Below are 18,222 nucleotides of genomic sequence, written 5' to 3'. Positions count from 1 at the left end.
CCCGCGCGCATACAGGAGCCAAGCAATGAAAGACCTGCTCAATCTGTTCAATCAGCAGCGCGCCACACCGGATTTTGATGCAATCAAAATCGCGCTGGCGTCGCCTGAGCTGATCCGTTCGTGGTCATTCGGCGAAGTCAAAAAGCCGGAAACCATCAACTACCGCACCTTCAAGCCCGAGCGTGACGGCCTGTTCTGCGCCGCCATCTTCGGACCGGTGAAGGACTACGAGTGCCTGTGCGGTAAGTACAAGCGCATGAAGCATCGTGGTGTGGTCTGCGAGAAGTGCGGCACGGAAGTGACGCTGGCCAAGGTGCGTCGCGAGCGCATGGGCCACATCGAGCTGGCCAGCCCAACCGCGCACATCTGGTTCCTCAAGTCGCTGCCGTCGCGCATCGGCCTGATGCTGGACATGACCCTGCGTGACATCGAGCGCATCCTGTACTTCGAAGCCTTCGTGGTGATCGATCCGGGCATGACGGCGCTCGAGCGCGGCCAGCTGCTCAGTGAAGACCAGTACCTGGAAGCGACCGAAGAGCACGGCGACGAGTTCGATGCCCGCATGGGTGCCGAGGCCGTCTTCCACCTGCTGAAGTCGCTCGACCTGCCGGGCGAAGTCATCCGCCTGAAGGAAGAGATCACCTCCACCAATTCCGAGACCAAGCTGAAGCGGCTGACCAAGCGCGTCAAGCTGATCGAGGCGTTCCTGGAATCCGGCAACAAGCCGGAGTGGATGGTGCTGACCGTGCTGCCCGTGCTGCCGCCGGACCTGCGTCCGCTGGTGCCACTGGACGGTGGCCGCTTTGCGACATCCGATCTGAACGATCTGTACCGTCGCGTGATCAACCGCAACAACCGCCTGAAGCGTCTGCTCGAACTCAATGCGCCGGACATCATCGTGCGCAATGAAAAGCGCATGCTGCAGGAATCGGTCGATGCGCTGCTCGACAACGGTCGTCGGGGTCGTGCCATCACCGGCACCAACAAGCGTGCACTGAAGTCGCTGGCCGACATGATCAAGGGCAAGCAGGGCCGGTTCCGTCAGAACCTGCTCGGCAAACGCGTGGACTACTCCGGTCGTTCGGTGATCGTGGTCGGTCCGACCTTGCGTCTACATCAGTGCGGTCTGCCGAAGAAGATGGCGCTTGAGTTGTTCAAGCCCTTCATCTTCGCCAAGCTGCAGGCGCGTGGCGAAGCCACCACCATCAAGGCGGCCAAGAAGCTGGTCGAGCGCGAAGAAGCGCAGGTGTGGGACATCCTGGAAGAGGTGATCCGCGAGCATCCGGTGCTGCTGAACCGCGCGCCGACCCTGCATCGTCTGGGCATCCAGGCGTTCGAGCCGAAGCTGATTGAAGGCAAGGCCATCCAGCTGCATCCGCTGGTCTGTACCGCATTCAACGCCGACTTCGACGGCGATCAAATGGCCGTGCACGTGCCGTTGTCGATCGAGGCACAGCTCGAAGCGCGCGCGCTGATGATGTCGTCCAACAACATCCTCAGCCCTGCCAACGGTGAGCCGATCATCGTGCCGACCCAGGACGTGGTGCTGGGTCTGTATTACATGACCCGCGAGCTGATCAACGTCAAGGGCGGCGGTATGGTGTTCTCCGGCATCGCCGAAGTGCGCCGCGCCTACGATAACCGTGCCGTTGAATTGCACGCCAAGGTCAAGGTTCGCCTGAAACTGGTGAACATTGCCGAGGACGGCACCCGCACCAACGAAACCAAGATCGTCGACACCACCGTCGGCCGCGCGCTGCTGGCCGAGATTCTGCCCGAGGGTCTGCCCTTCGAGCTGGCCAATACCGAGCTGACCAAGAAAGCGATCTCGCGTCTGATCAACTCCAGCTATCGTTTGCTGGGCTTGAAGGAAACGGTCGTGTTCGCCGACAAGCTGATGTACACCGGCTTCCGTTTCGCTACGCGTGCCGGTATCTCCATCGGCATCGACGACATGCTGATTCCGGACGAGAAGAAGCCGATCCTGGAAGAAGCCGAGAAGGAAGTGGTCGAGATCCAGCAGCAGTATCAGTCGGGTCTGGTCACGGCCGGCGAGCGCTACAACAAGGTGGTCGACATCTGGTCCCGCACCAGTGAGCTGGTGGCGAAGGCCATGATCGACGGCATTGGTACCGAAAAGGTCAAGGACGTCGACGGCAAGACGGTCAATCAGAAGTCGATGAACTCGCTGTACATCATGGCCGACTCCGGCGCCCGTGGTTCCGTGGCGCAGATTCGTCAGCTGGCTGGTATGCGCGGTCTGATGGCCCGTCCCGATGGCTCGATCATCGAGACGCCGATCAAGGCGAACTTCCGCGAAGGCCTGAACGTGCTGCAGTACTTCAACTCCACCCACGGTGCTCGTAAGGGCCTCGCGGATACGGCGTTGAAGACGGCGAACTCCGGCTACCTGACCCGTCGTCTCGTCGACGTGGCGCAGGACGTGGTCATCACGATGGACGACTGCGGCACCGAGAACGGTGTGATCATGCAGCCGATCGTCGAAGGCGGCGATGTGGTCGAGCCGCTGCGCGAGCGCGTGCTGGGCCGCGTCGTGGTCGAGGACGTCTACGGCCCCGGCGACGACGATCAGCCGATCGTTACCCGCGACACGCTGCTCAACGAGGCACTGGTCGAGAAGCTGGACAAGGCTGGCGTACAGATCATCAAGGTCCGTTCGCCGATCACCTGCGCCGCGGCGCACGGTGTCTGCAAATTCTGCTATGGCCGCGATCTGGCCCGTGGTCACCTGGTCAACATGGGTGAAGCCGTGGGCGTGGTTGCCGCGCAGTCGATCGGCGAGCCCGGTACCCAGCTGACCATGCGTACGTTCCACATCGGCGGCGCGGCTTCGCGTGCAGCGGCGGTGGACAACGTGACGGTGAAGACCACCGGCTCGCTGAAGTTCAACAACCTCAAGTCCGTGCAGCACAAGCAGGGCCATCTGGTGGCCGTGTCGCGTTCAGGAGAGCTGAGCGTGATCGACACCAGCGGCCGTGAACGCGAGCGCTACAAGGTGCCGTACGGCGCCATCATCGCGGTCAAGGACGGTGCGCCGGTCAAGCCGGGCCAGACCGTTGCCAACTGGGATCCGCATACCCATCCGATCGTCACGGAAGTGGCCGGTGTGGTGCGCTTCATCGACTTCCTCGATGGCGTCACCGTGCAGAGCCAGACCGACGACCTGACCGGCCTGGAGTCGGCGGTGGTCACCGATCCGAAGCGTCGCGGTGCGCAGGCGAAGGATCTGCGCCCGATCGTGCGCCTGGAAGACAGCAAGGGCCGCGAGCTCAAGCTGCCGGGTACGGACATCGCCGCGCAGTACTTCCTGCCGGCCGGTGCCATCGTGTCGATCCAGAACGGTGCGGAAGTGGGCGTGGGCGACGTGGTGGCACGTATCCCGCAGGAAACTTCCAAGACCCGCGACATCACCGGTGGTCTGCCGCGCGTGGCCGACTTGTTCGAAGCGCGCAAGCCGAAGGAGCCGGCGATCCTCGCGGAGCGTTCGGGAATCATCAGCTTCGGCAAGGACACCAAGGGCAAGCAGCGTCTGATCATCAAGGACGTCGACGGCAACGAGCACGAGGAGCTGATTCCCAAGTGGCGTCAGGTCATCGTGTTTGAAGGTGAGCATGTCGAGAAGGGCGAAACCGTTGTCGACGGCGAGCCAAGCCCGCATGACATCCTGCGCCTGCTGGGTGTGGAGCCGCTGGCTTCGTACCTGGTCAAGGAAATTCAGGACGTGTATCGCCTGCAGGGCGTGAAGATCAACGACAAGCACATCGAAGCGATCATTCGCCAGATGCTGCGCAAGGTCGAGATCGTCGAGCCGGGCGAAAGCCATTACCTGCGTGGCGAGCAGGTTGAGCGGGTGCGCATCAATGGCGAGAATGATCGTGCGATCGCCAAGGGTGAGCGTCCGGCCGAGTATCAGTCGGTGCTGCTGGGTATCACCAAGGCGTCGTTGGCCACCGAGTCGTTCATCTCGGCCGCTTCGTTCCAGGAGACTACCCGCGTATTGACCGAGGCAGCCGTTCGCGGTACGCGTGACACCTTGCGCGGCCTTAAGGAAAATGTTATTGTCGGGCGCTTAATTCCGGCAGGAACGGGCCTGGCTTACCATGCAGCGCGTCGTCGCCAGGGCGGTTTGACCGATTCGGAACTGGACGCGTTGTCCGGCTCCACCCCGGTCGTATCCTTTGCCGAGGCTCCGGCCGGTAATGATGATGGTGCCGAGTAAGCCTGCTCAAGGCCTTGCTCGCTGAAATACGAAATGAGGCGCATGGATGCGCCTCGTGTTCGGGTCATGGATGGCTGGGTATCTTGGTTGCCTCTGGTGGCCTGCCCATGTTAAATTTCCGCTTCTTGGCAGACCGAGCTTGTTCGGGCTGCCTTTATGTTTTCAGGATCAGCTTCGCATGACGACAGTCAATCAATTGGTGCGCAAATCCCGCAGCCCCAAGACCTACAAGAGTGGGTCGCCGGCGTTGCAGAGCAGCCCGCAGCGTCGCGGCGTCTGCACGCGCGTATACACAACTACCCCGAAAAAGCCGAACTCGGCCTTGCGCAAGGTCGCCAAGGTGCGCCTGACCAACGGCTTCGAAATCATCAGCTACATCGGTGGTGAAGGTCATAACCTGCAAGAGCACTCGGTGGTTCTGATCCGCGGCGGTCGCGTCAAGGATCTGCCTGGTGTGCGCTACCACACGGTGCGCGGCAGCCTCGATTGCGCTGGTGTCACCAAGCGTCGTCAATCGCGTTCGAAGTACGGCGCCAAGCGCCCGAAAAAGTAAAGGACTAGAAACATGTCGCGTAAAGGTTCACATCCCGCCCGTCTGATCCTGCCGGATCCCAAGCACGGCAGCCAGCTCATCGCCCGTTTTATCAACATGGTGATGAAGAGCGGCAAGAAGTCGGTCGCCGAAAGCATCGTCTACGGCGCACTGCAGCACATTGGTGAGAAGAACGGCGAGCCGGTAGCGCTGGTCGAGAAAGCACTGAACAACATCGCGCCTGCCGTCGAGGTGAAGTCACGTCGCGTCGGTGGTGCCACGTACCAGGTGCCGGTCGAAGTTCGTCCGGGTCGCCGCATGGCGCTGGCGATGCGTTGGGTGATCGACGCGGCGCGCAAGCGCGGCGAGACCTCGATGCCGCGCAAGCTGGCTGCCGAGCTGCTGGAAGCCTCGGAAAGCCGTGGTGGTGCTGCCAAGAAGCGTGAAGAAACGCATCGTATGGCCGAAGCCAACAAGGCGTTCTCGCACTACCGCTGGTAAGCGCTGCTGGTCGTCTGCAGACGCTGCAGGTTTTTTGAGGTCAACTCCGTGGCACGCACCACTCCCATCGACCGTTATCGTAATTTCGGCATCATGGCCCACATTGATGCCGGGAAAACCACGACAACGGAGCGCATCCTGTTCTACACCGGTGTCAGTCACAAGATTGGCGAAGTGCATGATGGTGCGGCAACGATGGATTGGATGGAGCAGGAGCAGGAGCGGGGCATCACCATTACGTCGGCGGCAACGACGGCGTTCTGGAAAGGCATGGATCGCTCCATGCCGGAGCATCGTTTCAACATCATCGATACGCCGGGACACGTTGACTTCACGATTGAAGTTGAGCGATCCCTGCGCGTTCTTGATGGCGCCGTCTTTGTGTTGTGCGCCGTGGGTGGTGTGCAGCCGCAGTCCGAGACTGTCTGGCGTCAGGCCAACAAGTATTCGGTGCCGCGCTTGGCGTTCGTCAACAAGATGGACCGCACTGGTGCCGACTTCGACAACGTGGTCAGCCAGCTGAAATCCCGCCTAGGTGCCAATCCGGTGCCCATGCAGGTGCCGATCGGCTCCGAAGAGGGGTTCGAAGGCGTTGTCGATCTGATCAAGATGAAAGCGGTTATCTGGGACATGGAGTCCCAGGGTATGAAGTTCGATTATCGGGAAATCCCGGCCGACCTGAAAGATGCTGCTGACCAGGCGCGCAACTTCATGGTCGAGGCGGCGGCGGAAACGTCCGAAGAGCTGATGAACAAGTACCTGGAAGAGGGTGATCTGGCTGAGGAAGACATTCTCGCCGGCATCCGCGCAGGTACCCTTGCAGCAACGCTGATCCCGGTTTTCTGCGGTACGGCGTTCAAGAACAAGGGCGTGCAGGCCATGCTCGACGCGGTGGTGCAGTTGCTCCCTTCGCCGGCCGATCGCCCGCCGGTCAAGGGTCTGGACGAAGACGAGCAGGAAATCACCCGCACCGCCGGTGATGACCAGCCGTTTGCCGCACTGGCATTCAAGATCATGACGGATCCATTCGTCGGGTCGCTGACCTTCTTTCGCGTCTATTCGGGCGTGCTGAAGTCGGGCGATGCGGTATACAACCCGATCAAGAGCAAGAAAGAGCGTATCGGTCGCCTGCTGCAAATGCATGCGAACGAGCGTCAGGAACTGAAGGAAGTCTGCGCTGGTGACATCGCTGCAGCAGTCGGCCTGAAAGATGTAACAACCGGCGATACGCTATGTGCTCAGGATCATCTGATCACGCTGGAGCGGATGGTTTTTCCGGAACCCGTCATTGCGATGGCGGTTGAGCCGAGAACCAAGTCCGACCAGGAGAAGATGGGTATCGCGTTGGGCCGCCTCGCGTCGGAGGATCCATCCTTCCGCGTGCGCACTGACGAGGAGTCCGGCCAGACCATCATCGCTGGCATGGGCGAGTTGCATCTGGATATCCTGGTCGACCGCATGCGCCGCGAGTTTGGTGTCGAGGCGAATGTCGGCAAGCCACAGGTGGCCTATCGCGAGACCATCCGCAAGCAGGTCAAGCAGGAAGGCAAGTTCATTCGCCAGTCCGGTGGCAAGGGCCAGTTTGGCCACGTGGTGCTGGAAATTGTTCCGCAGGAACGCGGGCAGGGCTATGTGTTCGAGAATGCAATCGTCGGCGGTGTGATTCCGAAGGAATACATCCCGGCTGTCGACAAGGGTATCCAGGAAGCGATGACCTCCGGTCCGCTAGCGGGTTTTCCGGTTGTCGACATCAAGATCCGTCTGATTGACGGTTCGTATCATGAGGTCGATTCCAGCGAAATGGCGTTCAAGATTGCCGGTTCGATGGGCTTCAAGGAAGGTTTCCACAAAGCCAGTCCGGTTTTGCTGGAGCCGGTCATGAAGATCGAGGTGGTGACACCCGAGGATTACATGGGTGATGTCATGGGTGATCTGAGCCGCCGTCGTGGCGTCTTGCAGGGATCCGAAGACACCAACTCGGGCAAGGTGATCAATGCAACGGTTCCGCTGGGTGAGATGTTTGGCTACGCCACGAGTCTTCGTTCGCAGACCCAGGGGCGGGCCACGTACACCATGGAATTCGATCACTACGCCGAAGCGCCGACCAACATCGCCGAGCAGGTCATGAAGCGGGCCTGATGATTCAGTTTTTGCACCATCGTTTTTGCATTCGTCCTTGAATGCGAAGATCAAGAAGCGGCCATTCATGGCCGTACTTTTTATAAAATTCCGTTCTTAAAAGTTCCGTGTTTTCAAATTAGAGGTTTTTCGGTCATGGCAAAGGGTAAATTCGAACGCACCAAGCCGCACGTCAACGTCGGCACGATTGGTCACGTGGATCACGGCAAGACGACGCTGACGGCGGCGCTGACGAAAGTCGGTGCAGAACGTTTCGGTGGCGAGTTCAAGGCCTATGACGCGATTGACGCGGCGCCGGAAGAGAAGGCACGTGGCATCACGATCTCGACCGCCCACGTGGAATACGAGTCGCCGCTGCGTCACTACGCGCACGTCGACTGCCCGGGCCATGCGGATTATGTGAAGAACATGATCACGGGTGCGGCGCAGATGGACGGTGCGATCCTGGTGTGTTCGGCCGCTGACGGCCCGATGCCGCAGACGCGCGAGCACATTCTGCTGTCGCGTCAGGTGGGCGTGCCGTTCATCGTGGTCTACCTGAACAAGGCGGACATGGTCGACGACGCCGAGCTGCTCGAGCTGGTCGAAATGGAAGTGCGCGAGCTGCTGACCAAGTACGACTTCCCGGGCGACGACACCCCGATGATCCACGGTTCGGCCAAGCTGGCGCTGGAAGGTGATCAGAGCGAAATCGGCGTGCCGTCGATCATCAAGCTGGTCGATGCGCTGGACAGCTACATCCCTGAGCCGGTGCGCGTGATCGACAAGCCGTTCCTGATGCCGGTCGAAGACGTGTTCTCGATCTCCGGCCGCGGCACCGTGGTGACCGGCCGTATCGAGCGCGGCATCATCAAGGTCGGCGACGAAATTGAAGTGGTCGGTATCCGCAACACGCAGAAGACCACCGTGACCGGCGTGGAAATGTTCCGCAAGCTGCTGGATCAGGGTCAGGCAGGCGACAACGCCGGTCTGCTGCTGCGCGGCCTGAAGCGTGACGACGTCGAGCGCGGCCAGGTATTGGCCAAGCCGGGCACGATCACCCCGCACACGGACTTCGAGGCCGAGGTGTATGTGCTGTCGAAGGACGAGGGTGGCCGTCATACGCCGTTCTTCAAGGGCTACCGTCCGCAGTTTTACTTCCGTACCACCGACGTCACCGGCGCTTGCGAGCTGCCCGAGGGCGTGGAAATGGTGATGCCGGGTGACAACGTGAAGATGGTGGTGAGCCTGATCCACCCGATCGCGATGGACGAAGGCCTGCGTTTCGCCATCCGTGAAGGCGGTCGTACCGTCGGCGCGGGTGTCGTGGCGAAAGTTCTCAAGTAAGCTGCACTTATGAAGAGTCCGGCATGGATGCCGGGCTTAGCTCTGCCATCAGGGAGGATGGCTGAAATAAAAGCACGTAACAAAATTATTGCCGGACCACTTCACTAAGTGGAAATTTACCGGTATACTCCGTAGCTCACTTGCTTATCTCGCTACTGGGATGGGTACACCGCGAAATGAGGCGCAGGATGTGCTTCGAGTTCGCAGGCCGGGATGGCCCTCGCAATACCGTGATCGCAGGGGAGACTCTGATGGTCGTTGTTTTGCTTGATTTTCAAGGTTTTCGCCTAGCGACTCTAGTGAGTCCGCTTGGCGTTTTTGAGTTGAAGTCACGAGCAATCGCGACTTTTGATGTGGCGGTAAAGGTAAAGGGTTGTGCGAAATGGTGAGAAGCCGTTTCGTTTCACATTACGTTCTTTCGACAACAGGACACGGTTATGGCGAACCAGAAGATTCGGATTCGATTGAAGGCGTACGATCATCGTTTGATCGACCGCTCAGCCAGCGAGATCGTCGAGACAGCCAAGCGCACTGGCGCAACGGTTCTCGGCCCCATCCCACTGCCGACCAAGATCGAGCGTTACACCATTCTGGTGTCTCCGCACGTCGACAAAGACGCACGCGACCAGTACGAAACCCGTACTCACAAGCGCGTGCTGGACATTGTTGACCCGAACGACAAAACCGTGGACGCGCTCATGAAGCTTGATCTCGCCGCTGGCGTCGATGTTCAGATCAAGCTCGGTTGAGCGATAGACAGGATACGAAGATGAGTATCGGATTGGTTGGCCGCAAATGCGGCATGAGCCGACTCTTCACTGAAGATGGTCGTTCGATTCCGGTGACGCTGATTGAAGCGACGCCGAACCGGGTGACCCAGTTGAAGACGGAAGATAACGATGGCTACAGCGCTGTCCAGGTCGCGGTTGGCACCAAGCGTGCAAACCTGCTGACGCAGCCGCTGAAAGGTCATTACGCCTCGGCCAAGGTTGAGCCAGGTCGTGGTTTGTGGGAATTCCGCGTGTCTGCCGATGATCTCGGCAAGTACGCCGTGGGCAACGAGATCAAGGCGGACGAGGTTTTCACCGTCGGTCAGATCGTAGACGTTGCCGGCGTGTCGAAAGGCAAGGGCTTCCAGGGCACGATCAAGCGCTGGAACTTCAAGATGGGTGACGCCACCCACGGTAACTCGCTGTCGCATCGCGCTCCGGGCTCCATCGGTCAGCGCCAGACGCCAGGACGCGTGTTTCCAGGCAAGAAAATGTCCGGCCACATGGGTGCGGTAAACCGTACGCAGCAGGGTCTGGAAGTGATCAAGGTCGACGCCGAGCGTCATCTGATTGCGGTGAAGGGTGCGGTACCGGGTGCAACCGGTGGCGACGTCATCATCCGTCCGACGACGAAGAGCTGAGGAGTACGCCATGGAACTTAACGTTATTGGCGCAAAGCCGCTCAGCGTATCGGACGAAGTGTTCGGTGCCGAGTTCAAGCAGGCCCTGATCCATCAGGTGGTTGTTGCCTACCAGGCAGCTGGCCGTGCCGGTACCCAGTCGCAGCTTTCGCGCGGCGAGATGTCCGGTACCACCAAGAAATTCAAGAAGCAGAAGGGCGGCGGTGCGCGCCACGGCGATTACCGCGCTCCGATCTTCGTTGGCGGTGGCCGTACGTTTGCTGCCAAGCCACGTAGCTATGAGCAGAAGGTCAACCGCAAGGCGTATCGCGTTGCGATCCGTTCGATCCTGGCCGAGCTCAACCGTGCCGGTCGTCTGAAAGTGGTCGAGAGCTTCGGCATCGACAACCCCAAGACCACCACGATGGTGGCCAAGCTGGCCGAGCTGGAAGTGACTGGACGCGTGCTGCTGGTGTCGGAAGATGCCTCGGAGAACGTGTTCCTGGGCGCGCGCAACATTCCGTACATCCATGTGCTGGACGTGATGGCGCTGAACCCGGTCAGCTTGGTCGGTTCGGATCATGTGGTGATGACGGTTGACGCCGTGAAGAAGATCGAGGAGTGGCTGGCATGAACAACGAACGCATTCTCGATACGCTGCGCGCTCCGCACATCTCGGAGAAGTCGGCCCGTCTGGCCGAGCACAACCAGTACGTATTCGTGGTTGCTCCTACCGCAACCAAGGCCGACGTCCGCGTTGCCGTGGAAAAGCTGTTTGACGTCACCGTCAAGCAGGTGAACCTGGTCAACACCAAGGGCAAGGTCAAGGCTTTCCGTCAGCGCGCTGGCAGCCGCCAGGGCAAGCGCAAGGCTTATGTGCGTCTTGCCGATGGTCAGACCATCGACGTTTCCGCCAAGGCCTGAGCCAGGAGTTCTTTGAGATGACATTAATTACTCACAAGCCGACCTCGCCGGGACGCCGTGACGCAGTAAGCGTTCGCACCGAAGGTCTGTACAAGGGCGCACCGTATGCGCCGTTGACCGAATCGCAGTCGCGCACCGGTGGTCGTAACCATCATGGTCGCATCACTGTTCGTCACCGCGGCGGTGGTCACAAGCAGCATTACCGCATCATCGACTTCAAGCGTGACAAGGAAGGCGTGGCGGCGAAGGTCGAGCGGATCGAATACGATCCGAATCGTACTGCACACATCGCGCTGCTTTGCTACGTCGACGGCGAGCGTCGCTACATCATTGCGCCGAAGGGTGTGGCGGTTGGTGACGTGCTGCTGTCCGGTCGTGAAGCGCCGATCAAGTCCGGCAACTGCATGCAGCTGCGCAGCATTCCGATGGGTAGCACGATTCACTGCATCGAGCTGCGTCCCGGCAAGGGTGCGCAGATCGCCCGCAGCGCCGGGGCATCGGTGCAGCTGGTCGCCCGTGAATCTGGTTACGCCACGTTGCGTCTTCGCTCTGGCGAAATGCGCCGGGTGCCGGTCGAGTGCCGCGCCACCATCGGTGAAGTCGGCAACGGCGAGCACAGCCTGAAGAAGCTCGGCAAGGCCGGCGCAAAGCGCTGGCTCGGTATTCGCCCGACCGTTCGCGGTGTGGTGATGAACCCGGTCGATCATCCGCACGGTGGTGGTGAAGGCAAGACTTCAGGTGGTCGTCATCCGGTCAGCCCATGGGGCACGCCGGCCAAGGGCTACAAGACCCGTAACAACAAGCGCACGCAGCAGTTCATCGTGCGTCGTCGCAAGTAATAGGAAACCGACATGCCGCGTTCTCTAAAAAAAGGTCCGTTTGTCGACCTCCACCTCGTAAAGAAGGTGGAAGCTGCGGTTTCCGCCAATAACAAGCGCCCGATCAAGACTTGGTCGCGTCGCTCGATGATCCTGCCGGAAATGGTTGGCTTGACCATCGCAATTCATAACGGCCGTCAGCACGTACCCGTATTGATCAACGAGAACATGGTCGGGCACAAGCTCGGCGAGTTCGCGGTGACCCGTACGTTCAAGGGCCATGTCGGCGACAAGAAGGGCAAGTGATGAGCACTGAAGCCAAAGCGATCTTGCGTGGCGCCCGCATTTCGGCGCAAAAGGCACGCCTGGTAGCTGACCTCGTCCGCGGGCTTCCCGTCGGCCGGGCCAGTGACGTGCTCACCTACACCAACAAAAAAGCCGCCATCCTTGTTCGCAAGGTGCTGCTGTCGGCCGTCGCCAACGCTGAGAACAATCTCGGCGCTGACGTTGACGAGCTGAAAGTGTCCAGCATCTTCGTTGATGAGGGTCCGGCGATGAAACGTATGCATGCCCGCGCCAAAGGCCGTGGATCACGCATTCTCAAGCGCACCAGCCACATCACTGTGGTTGTTGGCAACTAACCGAGGATAGAGACGATGGGTCATAAAGTTCATCCCACCGGTATCCGCCTCGGCATTGCCAAGGACTGGAACTCCAAGTGGTTCGCCAACAAGCGTGATTACGCGACGTACCTTGTCGCCGACATCAAAGTGCGCGACATGCTGAAGAAGAAGCTGGCTGCTGCCGGTATCTCCCGCATCCAGATCGAGCGTCCGGCCAAAACCGCACGTGTGACGATTCACACCGCCCGTCCGGGCGTGGTGATCGGCAAGAAGGGCGAGGATATCGAGAAGCTGCGCAAGGAAGTCAGCGACATGATGGGCGTTCCGACGCACATCAACGTCAGCGAAGTGCGCAAGCCGGAGTTGGACGCGCAGCTGGTTGCCGAGTCGATCGCGCAGCAGCTCGAGCGTCGCATCATGTTCCGCCGTGCCATGAAGCGTTCGGTCGGTAATGCGATGCGCCTTGGCGCCCTGGGTATCAAGATCAACGTGTCCGGTCGTCTGAACGGTGCCGAGATTGCCCGTTCCGAGTGGAGCCGTGAAGGTCGCGTGCCGCTGCATACGCTGCGTGCCGACATCGATTACGGTACCGCCGAAGCGAAAACCACGTACGGCATCATCGGTATCAAGGTCTGGATCTACAAGGGCGAGATCTTTGATCTTGCTGCTGCCAGCCAGGAACAGAAAGATGAGCCGGCATCGTCGCAGCCGCGCCGCGAAGGTGGCGAAGGTCGTCGTAATGATTCGCGTCGCGAGGCCGGTGACGGCCGCCGCGAGCGGACGGCCAAGTAAGGAGAGTTGCCATGTTGCAACCTAAGCGAACCAAATACCGCAAGCAGTTCAAGGGCCGTAACGACGGCTTGGCCCAGTGCTCCAATCTCGTCAGCTTTGGCGAGTATGGCCTGAAGGCAACCACGCACGGCGCGCTTACCGCGCGCCAGATCGAGGCAGCTCGTCGTTGCATCACCCGTTTCGTCAAGCGTGGCGGCAAGTTGTGGATCCGCGTGTTCCCGGACAAGCCGATCACCAAGAAGCCGATCGAAGTGCGCATGGGCGCCGGCAAGGGCAGTGTCGAGTTTTGGGTTGCCCCCATCCAGCCCGGCCGTATGCTTTATGAAATCGAAGGCGTCGACGAATTGACGGCGCGTGAGGCATTCCGTCTGGCGGCAGCGAAGCTGTCCGTGCAGACCCAGTTTGTGACCAGGGCGGTGATGTGATGGCCACCAAAGATATCAACAACCAGTCGGCCGACGAGTTGCAGCAGCATTTGCTGGACCTTCGCAAGGAGCAGTTCAATCTGCGCATGCAGAAAGGTTCCGGTCAGCTCACTCAGCCGCACCAGCTTCGCCGCGTTCGGCGTGACATCGCCCGCACGAAGTTTGTGCTCGGCGGCAAGAAGTAAGGACGGCTGACATGAGCGCTAATCAAGAAGTTCAGGTTCAAGAAACCAAGAAACAGGCACGTACCCTCGAGGGTCGCGTGACCAGCAACAAGATGAACAAGACGGTGACCGTGCTGGTCGAGCGTCAGGTTCAGCATTGGCTGCTCGGCAAGATCATCCGCCGTTCGACCAAGTTGCATGCGCAGGACGATATCGGTGCAAATGAAGGCGATGTGGTTCGTATCGCCGAGTGCCGTCCATTGTCCAAGACCAAACATCACCGCGTGGTTGAAATCATCACGCGCGCTAACGTCTAAGGGAGGGTGCAGCCATGATCCAGATGCAAAGCACGCTTTCCGCAGCGGACAATAGCGGCGCGAAAGAACTGATGTGCATCAAGGTGCTCGGTGGCTCCAAGCGCCGTTACGCCGCCATCGGTGATGTGATCAAGGTTACCGTGAAGGATGCGATTCCGCGCGGTAAGGTAAAGAAAGGCGAGGTGTACAATGCCGTGGTGGTTCGCACTGCCAAGGGTGTACGTCGTCCCGATGGCTCGCTGATCCGTTTCGACGGCAATGCAGCGGTGCTCCTCAACAACAAGCTCGAGCCGATTGGTACCCGTATCTTTGGGCCGGTCACCCGCGAGCTGCGCAGCGAGAAGTTCATGAAGATCGTCTCGCTTGCTCCCGAAGTGCTCTGAGCGGAGTTTAAGAAATGAACCGTATCCGCAAAGGTGATCAGGTCCTCGTGATCACCGGTAAAAACAAGGGTCAGCGCGGCGATGTGCTGCGTGTTGCAGACGATCGTGTATTCGTCTCCAACGTGAATCTGGTCAAGCGTCACACCAAGCCGAATCCCCAGGCCAATCAGGCCGGCGGTATCGTCGAACGTGAAGCTTCGATCCATCTCTCCAATGTGCAGCTGTTCAACCCCGCCACGAACAAGGGTGAACGCGTCGGCACCAAAACGCTCGAAGATGGGCGCAAGGTCCGCGTGTTCCGTTCGAATGGCGAGGTCGTGGACGCGTAAGGAACACGATCATGACCCGCCTTGAAAATTTTTATAAAGAGCAGGTAGTTGCCAAGCTCACTGAGCAGTTCGGCTACCAGAACGTGATGCAGGTTCCCCGCATCACCAAGATCACGCTGAACATGGGCGTGGGCGAAGCTGCCGGCAACAAGAAGGTGCTCGAGAACGCCGTGGCCGACATGGCGAAGATCGCCGGACAGAAGCCGATCACGACGAAAGCTCGCGTGTCCGTCGCCTCGTTCAAGATCCGTGACGGCTGGCCGATCGGCTGCAAGGTCACCTTGCGCCGCGCTCAGATGTGGGAATTCATGGATCGTCTGATCAACATCTCGTTGCCGCGCGTGCGCGACTTCCGTGGTGTGTCGGCGCGTGCATTCGACGGCCGTGGCAACTACAACTTCGGTATCAAGGAACAGATCATCTTTCCTGAGATCGACTTCGACCAGGTCGACGCGCTGCGCGGTATGGATATTTCCATTACCACCACCGCCAAGACCGATGAAGAAGCGAAGGCCCTGTTGGCCGCGTTCAGCTTCCCGTTCCGTAACTGATAGGCGCGATATCCATGGCTAAGACATCAATGGTGAACCGCGATATCAAGCGGACCAAGCTCGTCAAGAAGTACGCTGTCAAGCGCGGCGAACTGAAGTCGATCGTGCTGAGCGCCACCGCCTCCTACGAGGAGAAGATGGAAGCGCAGGCGAAACTGCAGAAGCTGCCGCGTGACGCCAGCCCGTCGCGCCAGCGTACGCGCTGTGCTTTGACCGGCCGTCCGCGCGCCGTGTATGCAAAGTTTGGCCTCGGCCGCAACAAGCTGCGTGAAGCAACCATGCGCGGTGACGTGCCGGGTCTGCGCAAGGCTAGCTGGTAATAAAACTCTTACAGAATCGAAGTCTGCTTACTGCAGATTTTGATTCGACCGGTGGTGTGTTTGCCGCCGTTATATGCGACTACCGCACTTGATACTCGCTAAAACCTGGTAATGCTGATATAGTCGGCGGTCTGCGCAAGGCAGGCCGACGTTCTCGGTCGGCTCACAATCTAATTGATTTCCGGTTTTATCGGATATCGGTGCACTCAGGAAGGACTTTTCATGAGCATGACTGATCCCATCGCCGATCTGTTTACGCGCGTCCGCAATGCCCAGGCTATGGGCAAGCCGGTCGTGAGTATGCCGTCGTCGAAACTGAAGGTGGCAATTGCCGACCTTCTCAAGAACGAGGGCTATATCCTCGACGCCAAGACTTCCAGCGAGGAAGGCAAGCCGGTGCTCGAGATCAAGCTCAAGTATTTCGACGGCCAGCCGGCCATCGAGACCATCGCCCGTGTCAGCCGCTCCGGCCTGCGTGTTTATCGCGGCAAGGACGAGCTGCCCAAAGTGCTTGGTGGCCTCGGTATTTCGATCATCTCGACTTCGGCCGGTCTGCTGACCGACGCTCAGGCCCGTGCAAAGGGTCTCGGCGGCGAAGTCATCGGCCGCGTGGCGTAAGGAGACTACGATGTCACGTGTAGCCAAACAACCTATTTCCCTGCCCAAGGGCGTCGAGCTGACTGTCGGTAACGACGACATCTCCGTCAAGGGTCCGAAGGGCAAGCTTTCCATGCATCATCTGCCGGGCGTGTCCATCACGCAGGACAACGGTGTAGCAAACATCAGCCTGGCCGAAGGCACCGACGACAAGTTCGGCGGCACCGCTCGCGCGCTGCTGGCCAACATGGTGAAGGGCGTTTCCGATGGTTACGAGCGCAAGCTTGAGCTGGTCGGCGTCGGCTACCGCGCTGCCATGCAGGGCAAGTCGCTGAATCTGAGCCTTGGCTTTTCGCATCCGGTTTTGTTCGACGCGCCGGAAGGCATCAGCATCGAGACCCCGACGCAGACCGAGGTCCTGATCAAGGGTTCGGACAAGCAGATCGTGGGCCAGGTCGCGGCAAAAATTCGCGGTTTCCGTCCGCCAGAGCCTTACAAGGGCAAGGGCGTGCGTTATGCCGGTGAGAAAATCACGCTGAAGGAAGCCAAGAAGGCGTAAGTGAATTAGTACGCTGTCCCTGCGTGTGGGAGCGGCCATCCATGGCTGCACTCTTCACAAAGTGCCACGACTACCAGCTCAAGCCGATCCGCTTTCGAGGAATTAACGATGAACAAAACCAAGAACGAAAATCGCATTCGCCGCGCCAAGTCCACGCGGAGTCACATCCGTAAGCTGGCCGTGCCGCGTTTGTCGGTGCATCGCACCGGGCAGCACATTTATGCGCAGGTCTTCGACGCTTCCGGCCTGAACGTGGTGGCTGCTGCCTCCACCGTGCAGAAATCGGTTGCCGAAAGCCTCAAGGGCACGAAGAACCGTGAAGCCGCGGCTGCCGTGGGCAAAGCCATTGCCGAGCGCGCTGTGGCGGCAGGTATCGAGTCCGTCGCATTCGATCGTTCGGGCTTTCGCTACCACGGCCGCATCAAGGCTTTGGCCGATGCGGCGCGCGAAGCTGGTCTGAAGTTCTAAGCAACAAAGTTTAGCGATACCGGAGCGAGGCTGGATTTGCTCCATAGAGTCACCTAAAACTCCAAGCGGCCAAGCCGCAAGCAAAGTCCTGGTTTTGCCGGGCACATGGAAAAGAACATGTCTTCTAACGATCGCGAAAATTCGGATGGCCTGCTCGAGAAGCTGATTGCCGTCAACCGCGTGGCCAAGACCGTCAAGGGTGGCCGCCAGATGAGCTTTACTGCGTTGACCGTCGTCGGCGACGGCGAGGGCAAGGTCGGTTTTGGTTATGGCAAGGCACGTGAAGTGCCGGTCGCCATCTCCAAGGCGATGGAGCGCGCCCGCCGCCAGATGGTCAACATCGAGCTGAACAACGGCACCCTGTGGTACGCCATCAAGGCCAACCATGGTGCGGCCCGCGTCTACATGCAGCCTGCCTCGGAAGGTACTGGCGTGATTGCCGGCGGCGCCATGCGCGCTGTGCTGGAAGTGGTTGGTGTGAAGAACGTGCTGGCCAAGGCGGTCGGTTCGCGTAACCCGATCAACTTGGTGCGCGCGACCATTAAGGGCCTGCAGGCTGTCGCCTCGCCCAAGAAGATCGCCGCCAAGCGTGGCAAGACTCTGGAAGAGGTGTTGGGCAATGGCTAAGTCAAAAGCAACCGCCGAAAAGACGACCGTGCGCGTGCGTCTGGTCAAGGGCCTGCGCGGCGTGCAGGCGCGTCATCGTCTCAGCGTCAAGGCGCTGGGTCTGGGCAAGATCAACGACGTCCGTGAACTGAAGGACAGCCCGCAGGTGCGTGGCCTGATCAACACGGTCTATTACCTGGTCCGGGTCGAGGAGTAAG

Annotated in this window: 25 protein-coding genes; all 25 read left to right on the top strand. The window is 59.7% G+C overall.

The genetic code is table 11. The features are described from left to right. The first annotated feature begins 25 nt into the window (after positions 1-25). Entirely contained in the window at positions 26-4,240 is a 4,215-nt protein-coding gene (gene rpoC / locus HDE80_RS05545; RefSeq protein ID WP_184600935.1) for a DNA-directed RNA polymerase subunit beta', read from the top strand. A gap of 178 nt (positions 4,241-4,418) precedes the next feature. After that, the gene (gene rpsL, locus HDE80_RS05540; protein ID WP_056386848.1) at positions 4,419-4,793 is read left to right on the top strand and encodes a 30S ribosomal protein S12; all 375 of its coding nucleotides are present in this window, start codon (positions 4,419-4,421) and stop codon (positions 4,791-4,793) included. A 12-nt stretch (positions 4,794-4,805) separates the two neighbouring features. After that, positions 4,806-5,273 carry a 30S ribosomal protein S7 gene (gene rpsG / locus HDE80_RS05535; RefSeq protein ID WP_184600936.1) on the top strand — a complete coding sequence of 156 codons (468 nt, stop codon included), beginning with the start codon at positions 4,806-4,808 and terminating at the stop codon, positions 5,271-5,273. 48 nt (positions 5,274-5,321) lie between these two features. After that, positions 5,322-7,412 carry an elongation factor G gene (fusA, locus tag HDE80_RS05530; protein ID WP_184600938.1) on the top strand — a complete coding sequence of 697 codons (2,091 nt, stop codon included), beginning with the start codon at positions 5,322-5,324 and terminating at the stop codon, positions 7,410-7,412. Positions 7,413-7,547: 135 nt separating this feature from the next. After that, positions 7,548-8,738: an elongation factor Tu gene (tuf, locus tag HDE80_RS05525; RefSeq protein ID WP_184600926.1), complete on the top strand. Its 1,191-nt coding sequence runs from the start codon at positions 7,548-7,550 to the stop codon at positions 8,736-8,738. Positions 8,739-9,175: 437 nt separating this feature from the next. Further along, positions 9,176-9,487: a 30S ribosomal protein S10 gene (rpsJ, locus tag HDE80_RS05520; protein WP_017461875.1), complete on the top strand. Its 312-nt coding sequence runs from the start codon at positions 9,176-9,178 to the stop codon at positions 9,485-9,487. A 20-nt stretch (positions 9,488-9,507) separates the two neighbouring features. After that, positions 9,508-10,149 carry a 50S ribosomal protein L3 gene (gene rplC / locus HDE80_RS05515; protein ID WP_179479264.1) on the top strand — a complete coding sequence of 214 codons (642 nt, stop codon included), beginning with the start codon at positions 9,508-9,510 and terminating at the stop codon, positions 10,147-10,149. Positions 10,150-10,159: 10 nt separating this feature from the next. Then, on the top strand, positions 10,160-10,762 hold the full coding sequence (gene rplD, locus HDE80_RS05510; protein ID WP_184668595.1) for a 50S ribosomal protein L4: 603 nt from the start codon (positions 10,160-10,162) through the stop codon (positions 10,760-10,762). Next, entirely contained in the window at positions 10,759-11,052 is a 294-nt protein-coding gene (rplW, locus tag HDE80_RS05505) for a 50S ribosomal protein L23 (protein ID WP_179479268.1), read from the top strand. The genes rplD and rplW overlap by 4 nt, the downstream gene beginning before the upstream one ends. A gap of 17 nt (positions 11,053-11,069) precedes the next feature. Continuing rightward, entirely contained in the window at positions 11,070-11,891 is an 822-nt protein-coding gene (gene rplB, locus HDE80_RS05500) for a 50S ribosomal protein L2 (protein WP_184600942.1), read from the top strand. 12 nt (positions 11,892-11,903) lie between these two features. Beyond that, on the top strand, positions 11,904-12,176 hold the full coding sequence (gene rpsS / locus HDE80_RS05495; RefSeq protein ID WP_007082178.1) for a 30S ribosomal protein S19: 273 nt from the start codon (positions 11,904-11,906) through the stop codon (positions 12,174-12,176). Next, the gene (gene rplV, locus HDE80_RS05490; protein WP_184600943.1) at positions 12,176-12,511 is read left to right on the top strand and encodes a 50S ribosomal protein L22; all 336 of its coding nucleotides are present in this window, start codon (positions 12,176-12,178) and stop codon (positions 12,509-12,511) included. Before rpsS ends, rplV begins: the two co-directional genes overlap by 1 nt. A gap of 15 nt (positions 12,512-12,526) precedes the next feature. Beyond that, the gene (gene rpsC, locus HDE80_RS05485; RefSeq protein WP_184600945.1) at positions 12,527-13,285 is read left to right on the top strand and encodes a 30S ribosomal protein S3; all 759 of its coding nucleotides are present in this window, start codon (positions 12,527-12,529) and stop codon (positions 13,283-13,285) included. Between the two features lie 11 nt (positions 13,286-13,296). Then, positions 13,297-13,710, top strand: a complete 414-nt coding sequence (gene rplP / locus HDE80_RS05480) for a 50S ribosomal protein L16 (RefSeq protein WP_056386829.1) — start codon at positions 13,297-13,299, stop codon at positions 13,708-13,710. Continuing rightward, positions 13,710-13,895, top strand: a complete 186-nt coding sequence (rpmC, locus tag HDE80_RS05475; RefSeq protein WP_179479283.1) for a 50S ribosomal protein L29 — start codon at positions 13,710-13,712, stop codon at positions 13,893-13,895. Before rplP ends, rpmC begins: the two co-directional genes overlap by 1 nt. 11 nt (positions 13,896-13,906) lie before the next feature. Continuing rightward, the gene (rpsQ, locus tag HDE80_RS05470; RefSeq protein WP_184600947.1) at positions 13,907-14,191 is read left to right on the top strand and encodes a 30S ribosomal protein S17; all 285 of its coding nucleotides are present in this window, start codon (positions 13,907-13,909) and stop codon (positions 14,189-14,191) included. Between the two features lie 14 nt (positions 14,192-14,205). Beyond that, the gene (gene rplN, locus HDE80_RS05465) at positions 14,206-14,574 is read left to right on the top strand and encodes a 50S ribosomal protein L14 (protein WP_007513359.1); all 369 of its coding nucleotides are present in this window, start codon (positions 14,206-14,208) and stop codon (positions 14,572-14,574) included. 14 nt (positions 14,575-14,588) lie between these two features. Next, positions 14,589-14,903 (top strand): 50S ribosomal protein L24, encoded by a 315-nt coding sequence (gene rplX, locus HDE80_RS05460; protein ID WP_179479286.1) that lies wholly within the window; start codon positions 14,589-14,591, stop codon positions 14,901-14,903. An 8-nt stretch (positions 14,904-14,911) separates the two neighbouring features. Continuing rightward, positions 14,912-15,454: a 50S ribosomal protein L5 gene (gene rplE / locus HDE80_RS05455; protein ID WP_179479735.1), complete on the top strand. Its 543-nt coding sequence runs from the start codon at positions 14,912-14,914 to the stop codon at positions 15,452-15,454. A gap of 14 nt (positions 15,455-15,468) precedes the next feature. Further along, entirely contained in the window at positions 15,469-15,774 is a 306-nt protein-coding gene (gene rpsN / locus HDE80_RS05450; protein WP_184668592.1) for a 30S ribosomal protein S14, read from the top strand. 222 nt (positions 15,775-15,996) lie between these two features. Next, a complete protein-coding gene (rpsH, locus tag HDE80_RS05445) occupies positions 15,997-16,392 on the top strand; it encodes a 30S ribosomal protein S8 (RefSeq protein ID WP_184600949.1) in 396 nt (131 codons plus the stop codon). Between the two features lie 10 nt (positions 16,393-16,402). Then, positions 16,403-16,930 (top strand): 50S ribosomal protein L6, encoded by a 528-nt coding sequence (gene rplF, locus HDE80_RS05440; protein WP_184600951.1) that lies wholly within the window; start codon positions 16,403-16,405, stop codon positions 16,928-16,930. Between the two features lie 108 nt (positions 16,931-17,038). Beyond that, positions 17,039-17,398, top strand: a complete 360-nt coding sequence (gene rplR / locus HDE80_RS05435; protein WP_184600953.1) for a 50S ribosomal protein L18 — start codon at positions 17,039-17,041, stop codon at positions 17,396-17,398. Between the two features lie 117 nt (positions 17,399-17,515). Next, positions 17,516-18,025 carry a 30S ribosomal protein S5 gene (gene rpsE, locus HDE80_RS05430; protein WP_007082191.1) on the top strand — a complete coding sequence of 170 codons (510 nt, stop codon included), beginning with the start codon at positions 17,516-17,518 and terminating at the stop codon, positions 18,023-18,025. Further along, positions 18,018-18,221, top strand: coding sequence for a 50S ribosomal protein L30 (rpmD, locus tag HDE80_RS05425; protein ID WP_184600955.1), 204 nt, complete (start codon positions 18,018-18,020; stop codon positions 18,219-18,221). The genes rpsE and rpmD overlap by 8 nt, the downstream gene beginning before the upstream one ends. Position 18,222 lies beyond the last annotated feature (1 nt).

The sequence above is a fragment of the Rhodanobacter sp. A1T4 genome (genome assembly GCF_014207185.1).
Taxonomy (GTDB): domain Bacteria; phylum Pseudomonadota; class Gammaproteobacteria; order Xanthomonadales; family Rhodanobacteraceae; genus Rhodanobacter.
Note: the sequence above shows the minus strand (reverse complement) of the source record. Positions and strands in the feature narration are given on the sequence as shown.

Excerpts from the sequence above, each read along its gene's own strand:
- rpoC (WP_184600935.1), top strand. The coding sequence starts at position 26 with ATGAAAGACCTGCTCAATCTGTTCAATCAGCAGCGCGCCACACCGGAT.
- rpsL (WP_056386848.1), top strand. The coding sequence starts at position 4,419 with ATGACGACAGTCAATCAATTGGTGCGCAAATCCCGCAGCCCCAAGACC.
- rpsG (WP_184600936.1), top strand. The coding sequence starts at position 4,806 with ATGTCGCGTAAAGGTTCACATCCCGCCCGTCTGATCCTGCCGGATCCC.
- tuf (WP_184600926.1), top strand. The coding sequence starts at position 7,548 with ATGGCAAAGGGTAAATTCGAACGCACCAAGCCGCACGTCAACGTCGGC.
- rpsJ (WP_017461875.1), top strand. The coding sequence starts at position 9,176 with ATGGCGAACCAGAAGATTCGGATTCGATTGAAGGCGTACGATCATCGT.
- rplC (WP_179479264.1), top strand. The coding sequence starts at position 9,508 with ATGAGTATCGGATTGGTTGGCCGCAAATGCGGCATGAGCCGACTCTTC.
- rplD (WP_184668595.1), top strand. The coding sequence starts at position 10,160 with ATGGAACTTAACGTTATTGGCGCAAAGCCGCTCAGCGTATCGGACGAA.
- rplW (WP_179479268.1), top strand. The coding sequence starts at position 10,759 with ATGAACAACGAACGCATTCTCGATACGCTGCGCGCTCCGCACATCTCG.
- rplB (WP_184600942.1), top strand. The coding sequence starts at position 11,070 with ATGACATTAATTACTCACAAGCCGACCTCGCCGGGACGCCGTGACGCA.
- rpsS (WP_007082178.1), top strand. The coding sequence starts at position 11,904 with ATGCCGCGTTCTCTAAAAAAAGGTCCGTTTGTCGACCTCCACCTCGTA.
- rplV (WP_184600943.1), top strand. The coding sequence starts at position 12,176 with ATGAGCACTGAAGCCAAAGCGATCTTGCGTGGCGCCCGCATTTCGGCG.
- rpsC (WP_184600945.1), top strand. The coding sequence starts at position 12,527 with ATGGGTCATAAAGTTCATCCCACCGGTATCCGCCTCGGCATTGCCAAG.
- rplP (WP_056386829.1), top strand. The coding sequence starts at position 13,297 with ATGTTGCAACCTAAGCGAACCAAATACCGCAAGCAGTTCAAGGGCCGT.
- rpmC (WP_179479283.1), top strand. The coding sequence starts at position 13,710 with ATGGCCACCAAAGATATCAACAACCAGTCGGCCGACGAGTTGCAGCAG.
- rpsQ (WP_184600947.1), top strand. The coding sequence starts at position 13,907 with ATGAGCGCTAATCAAGAAGTTCAGGTTCAAGAAACCAAGAAACAGGCA.
- rplN (WP_007513359.1), top strand. The coding sequence starts at position 14,206 with ATGATCCAGATGCAAAGCACGCTTTCCGCAGCGGACAATAGCGGCGCG.
- rplX (WP_179479286.1), top strand. The coding sequence starts at position 14,589 with ATGAACCGTATCCGCAAAGGTGATCAGGTCCTCGTGATCACCGGTAAA.
- rpsN (WP_184668592.1), top strand. The coding sequence starts at position 15,469 with ATGGCTAAGACATCAATGGTGAACCGCGATATCAAGCGGACCAAGCTC.
- rpsH (WP_184600949.1), top strand. The coding sequence starts at position 15,997 with ATGAGCATGACTGATCCCATCGCCGATCTGTTTACGCGCGTCCGCAAT.
- rplF (WP_184600951.1), top strand. The coding sequence starts at position 16,403 with ATGTCACGTGTAGCCAAACAACCTATTTCCCTGCCCAAGGGCGTCGAG.
- rplR (WP_184600953.1), top strand. The coding sequence starts at position 17,039 with ATGAACAAAACCAAGAACGAAAATCGCATTCGCCGCGCCAAGTCCACG.
- rpsE (WP_007082191.1), top strand. The coding sequence starts at position 17,516 with ATGTCTTCTAACGATCGCGAAAATTCGGATGGCCTGCTCGAGAAGCTG.
- rpmD (WP_184600955.1), top strand. The coding sequence starts at position 18,018 with ATGGCTAAGTCAAAAGCAACCGCCGAAAAGACGACCGTGCGCGTGCGT.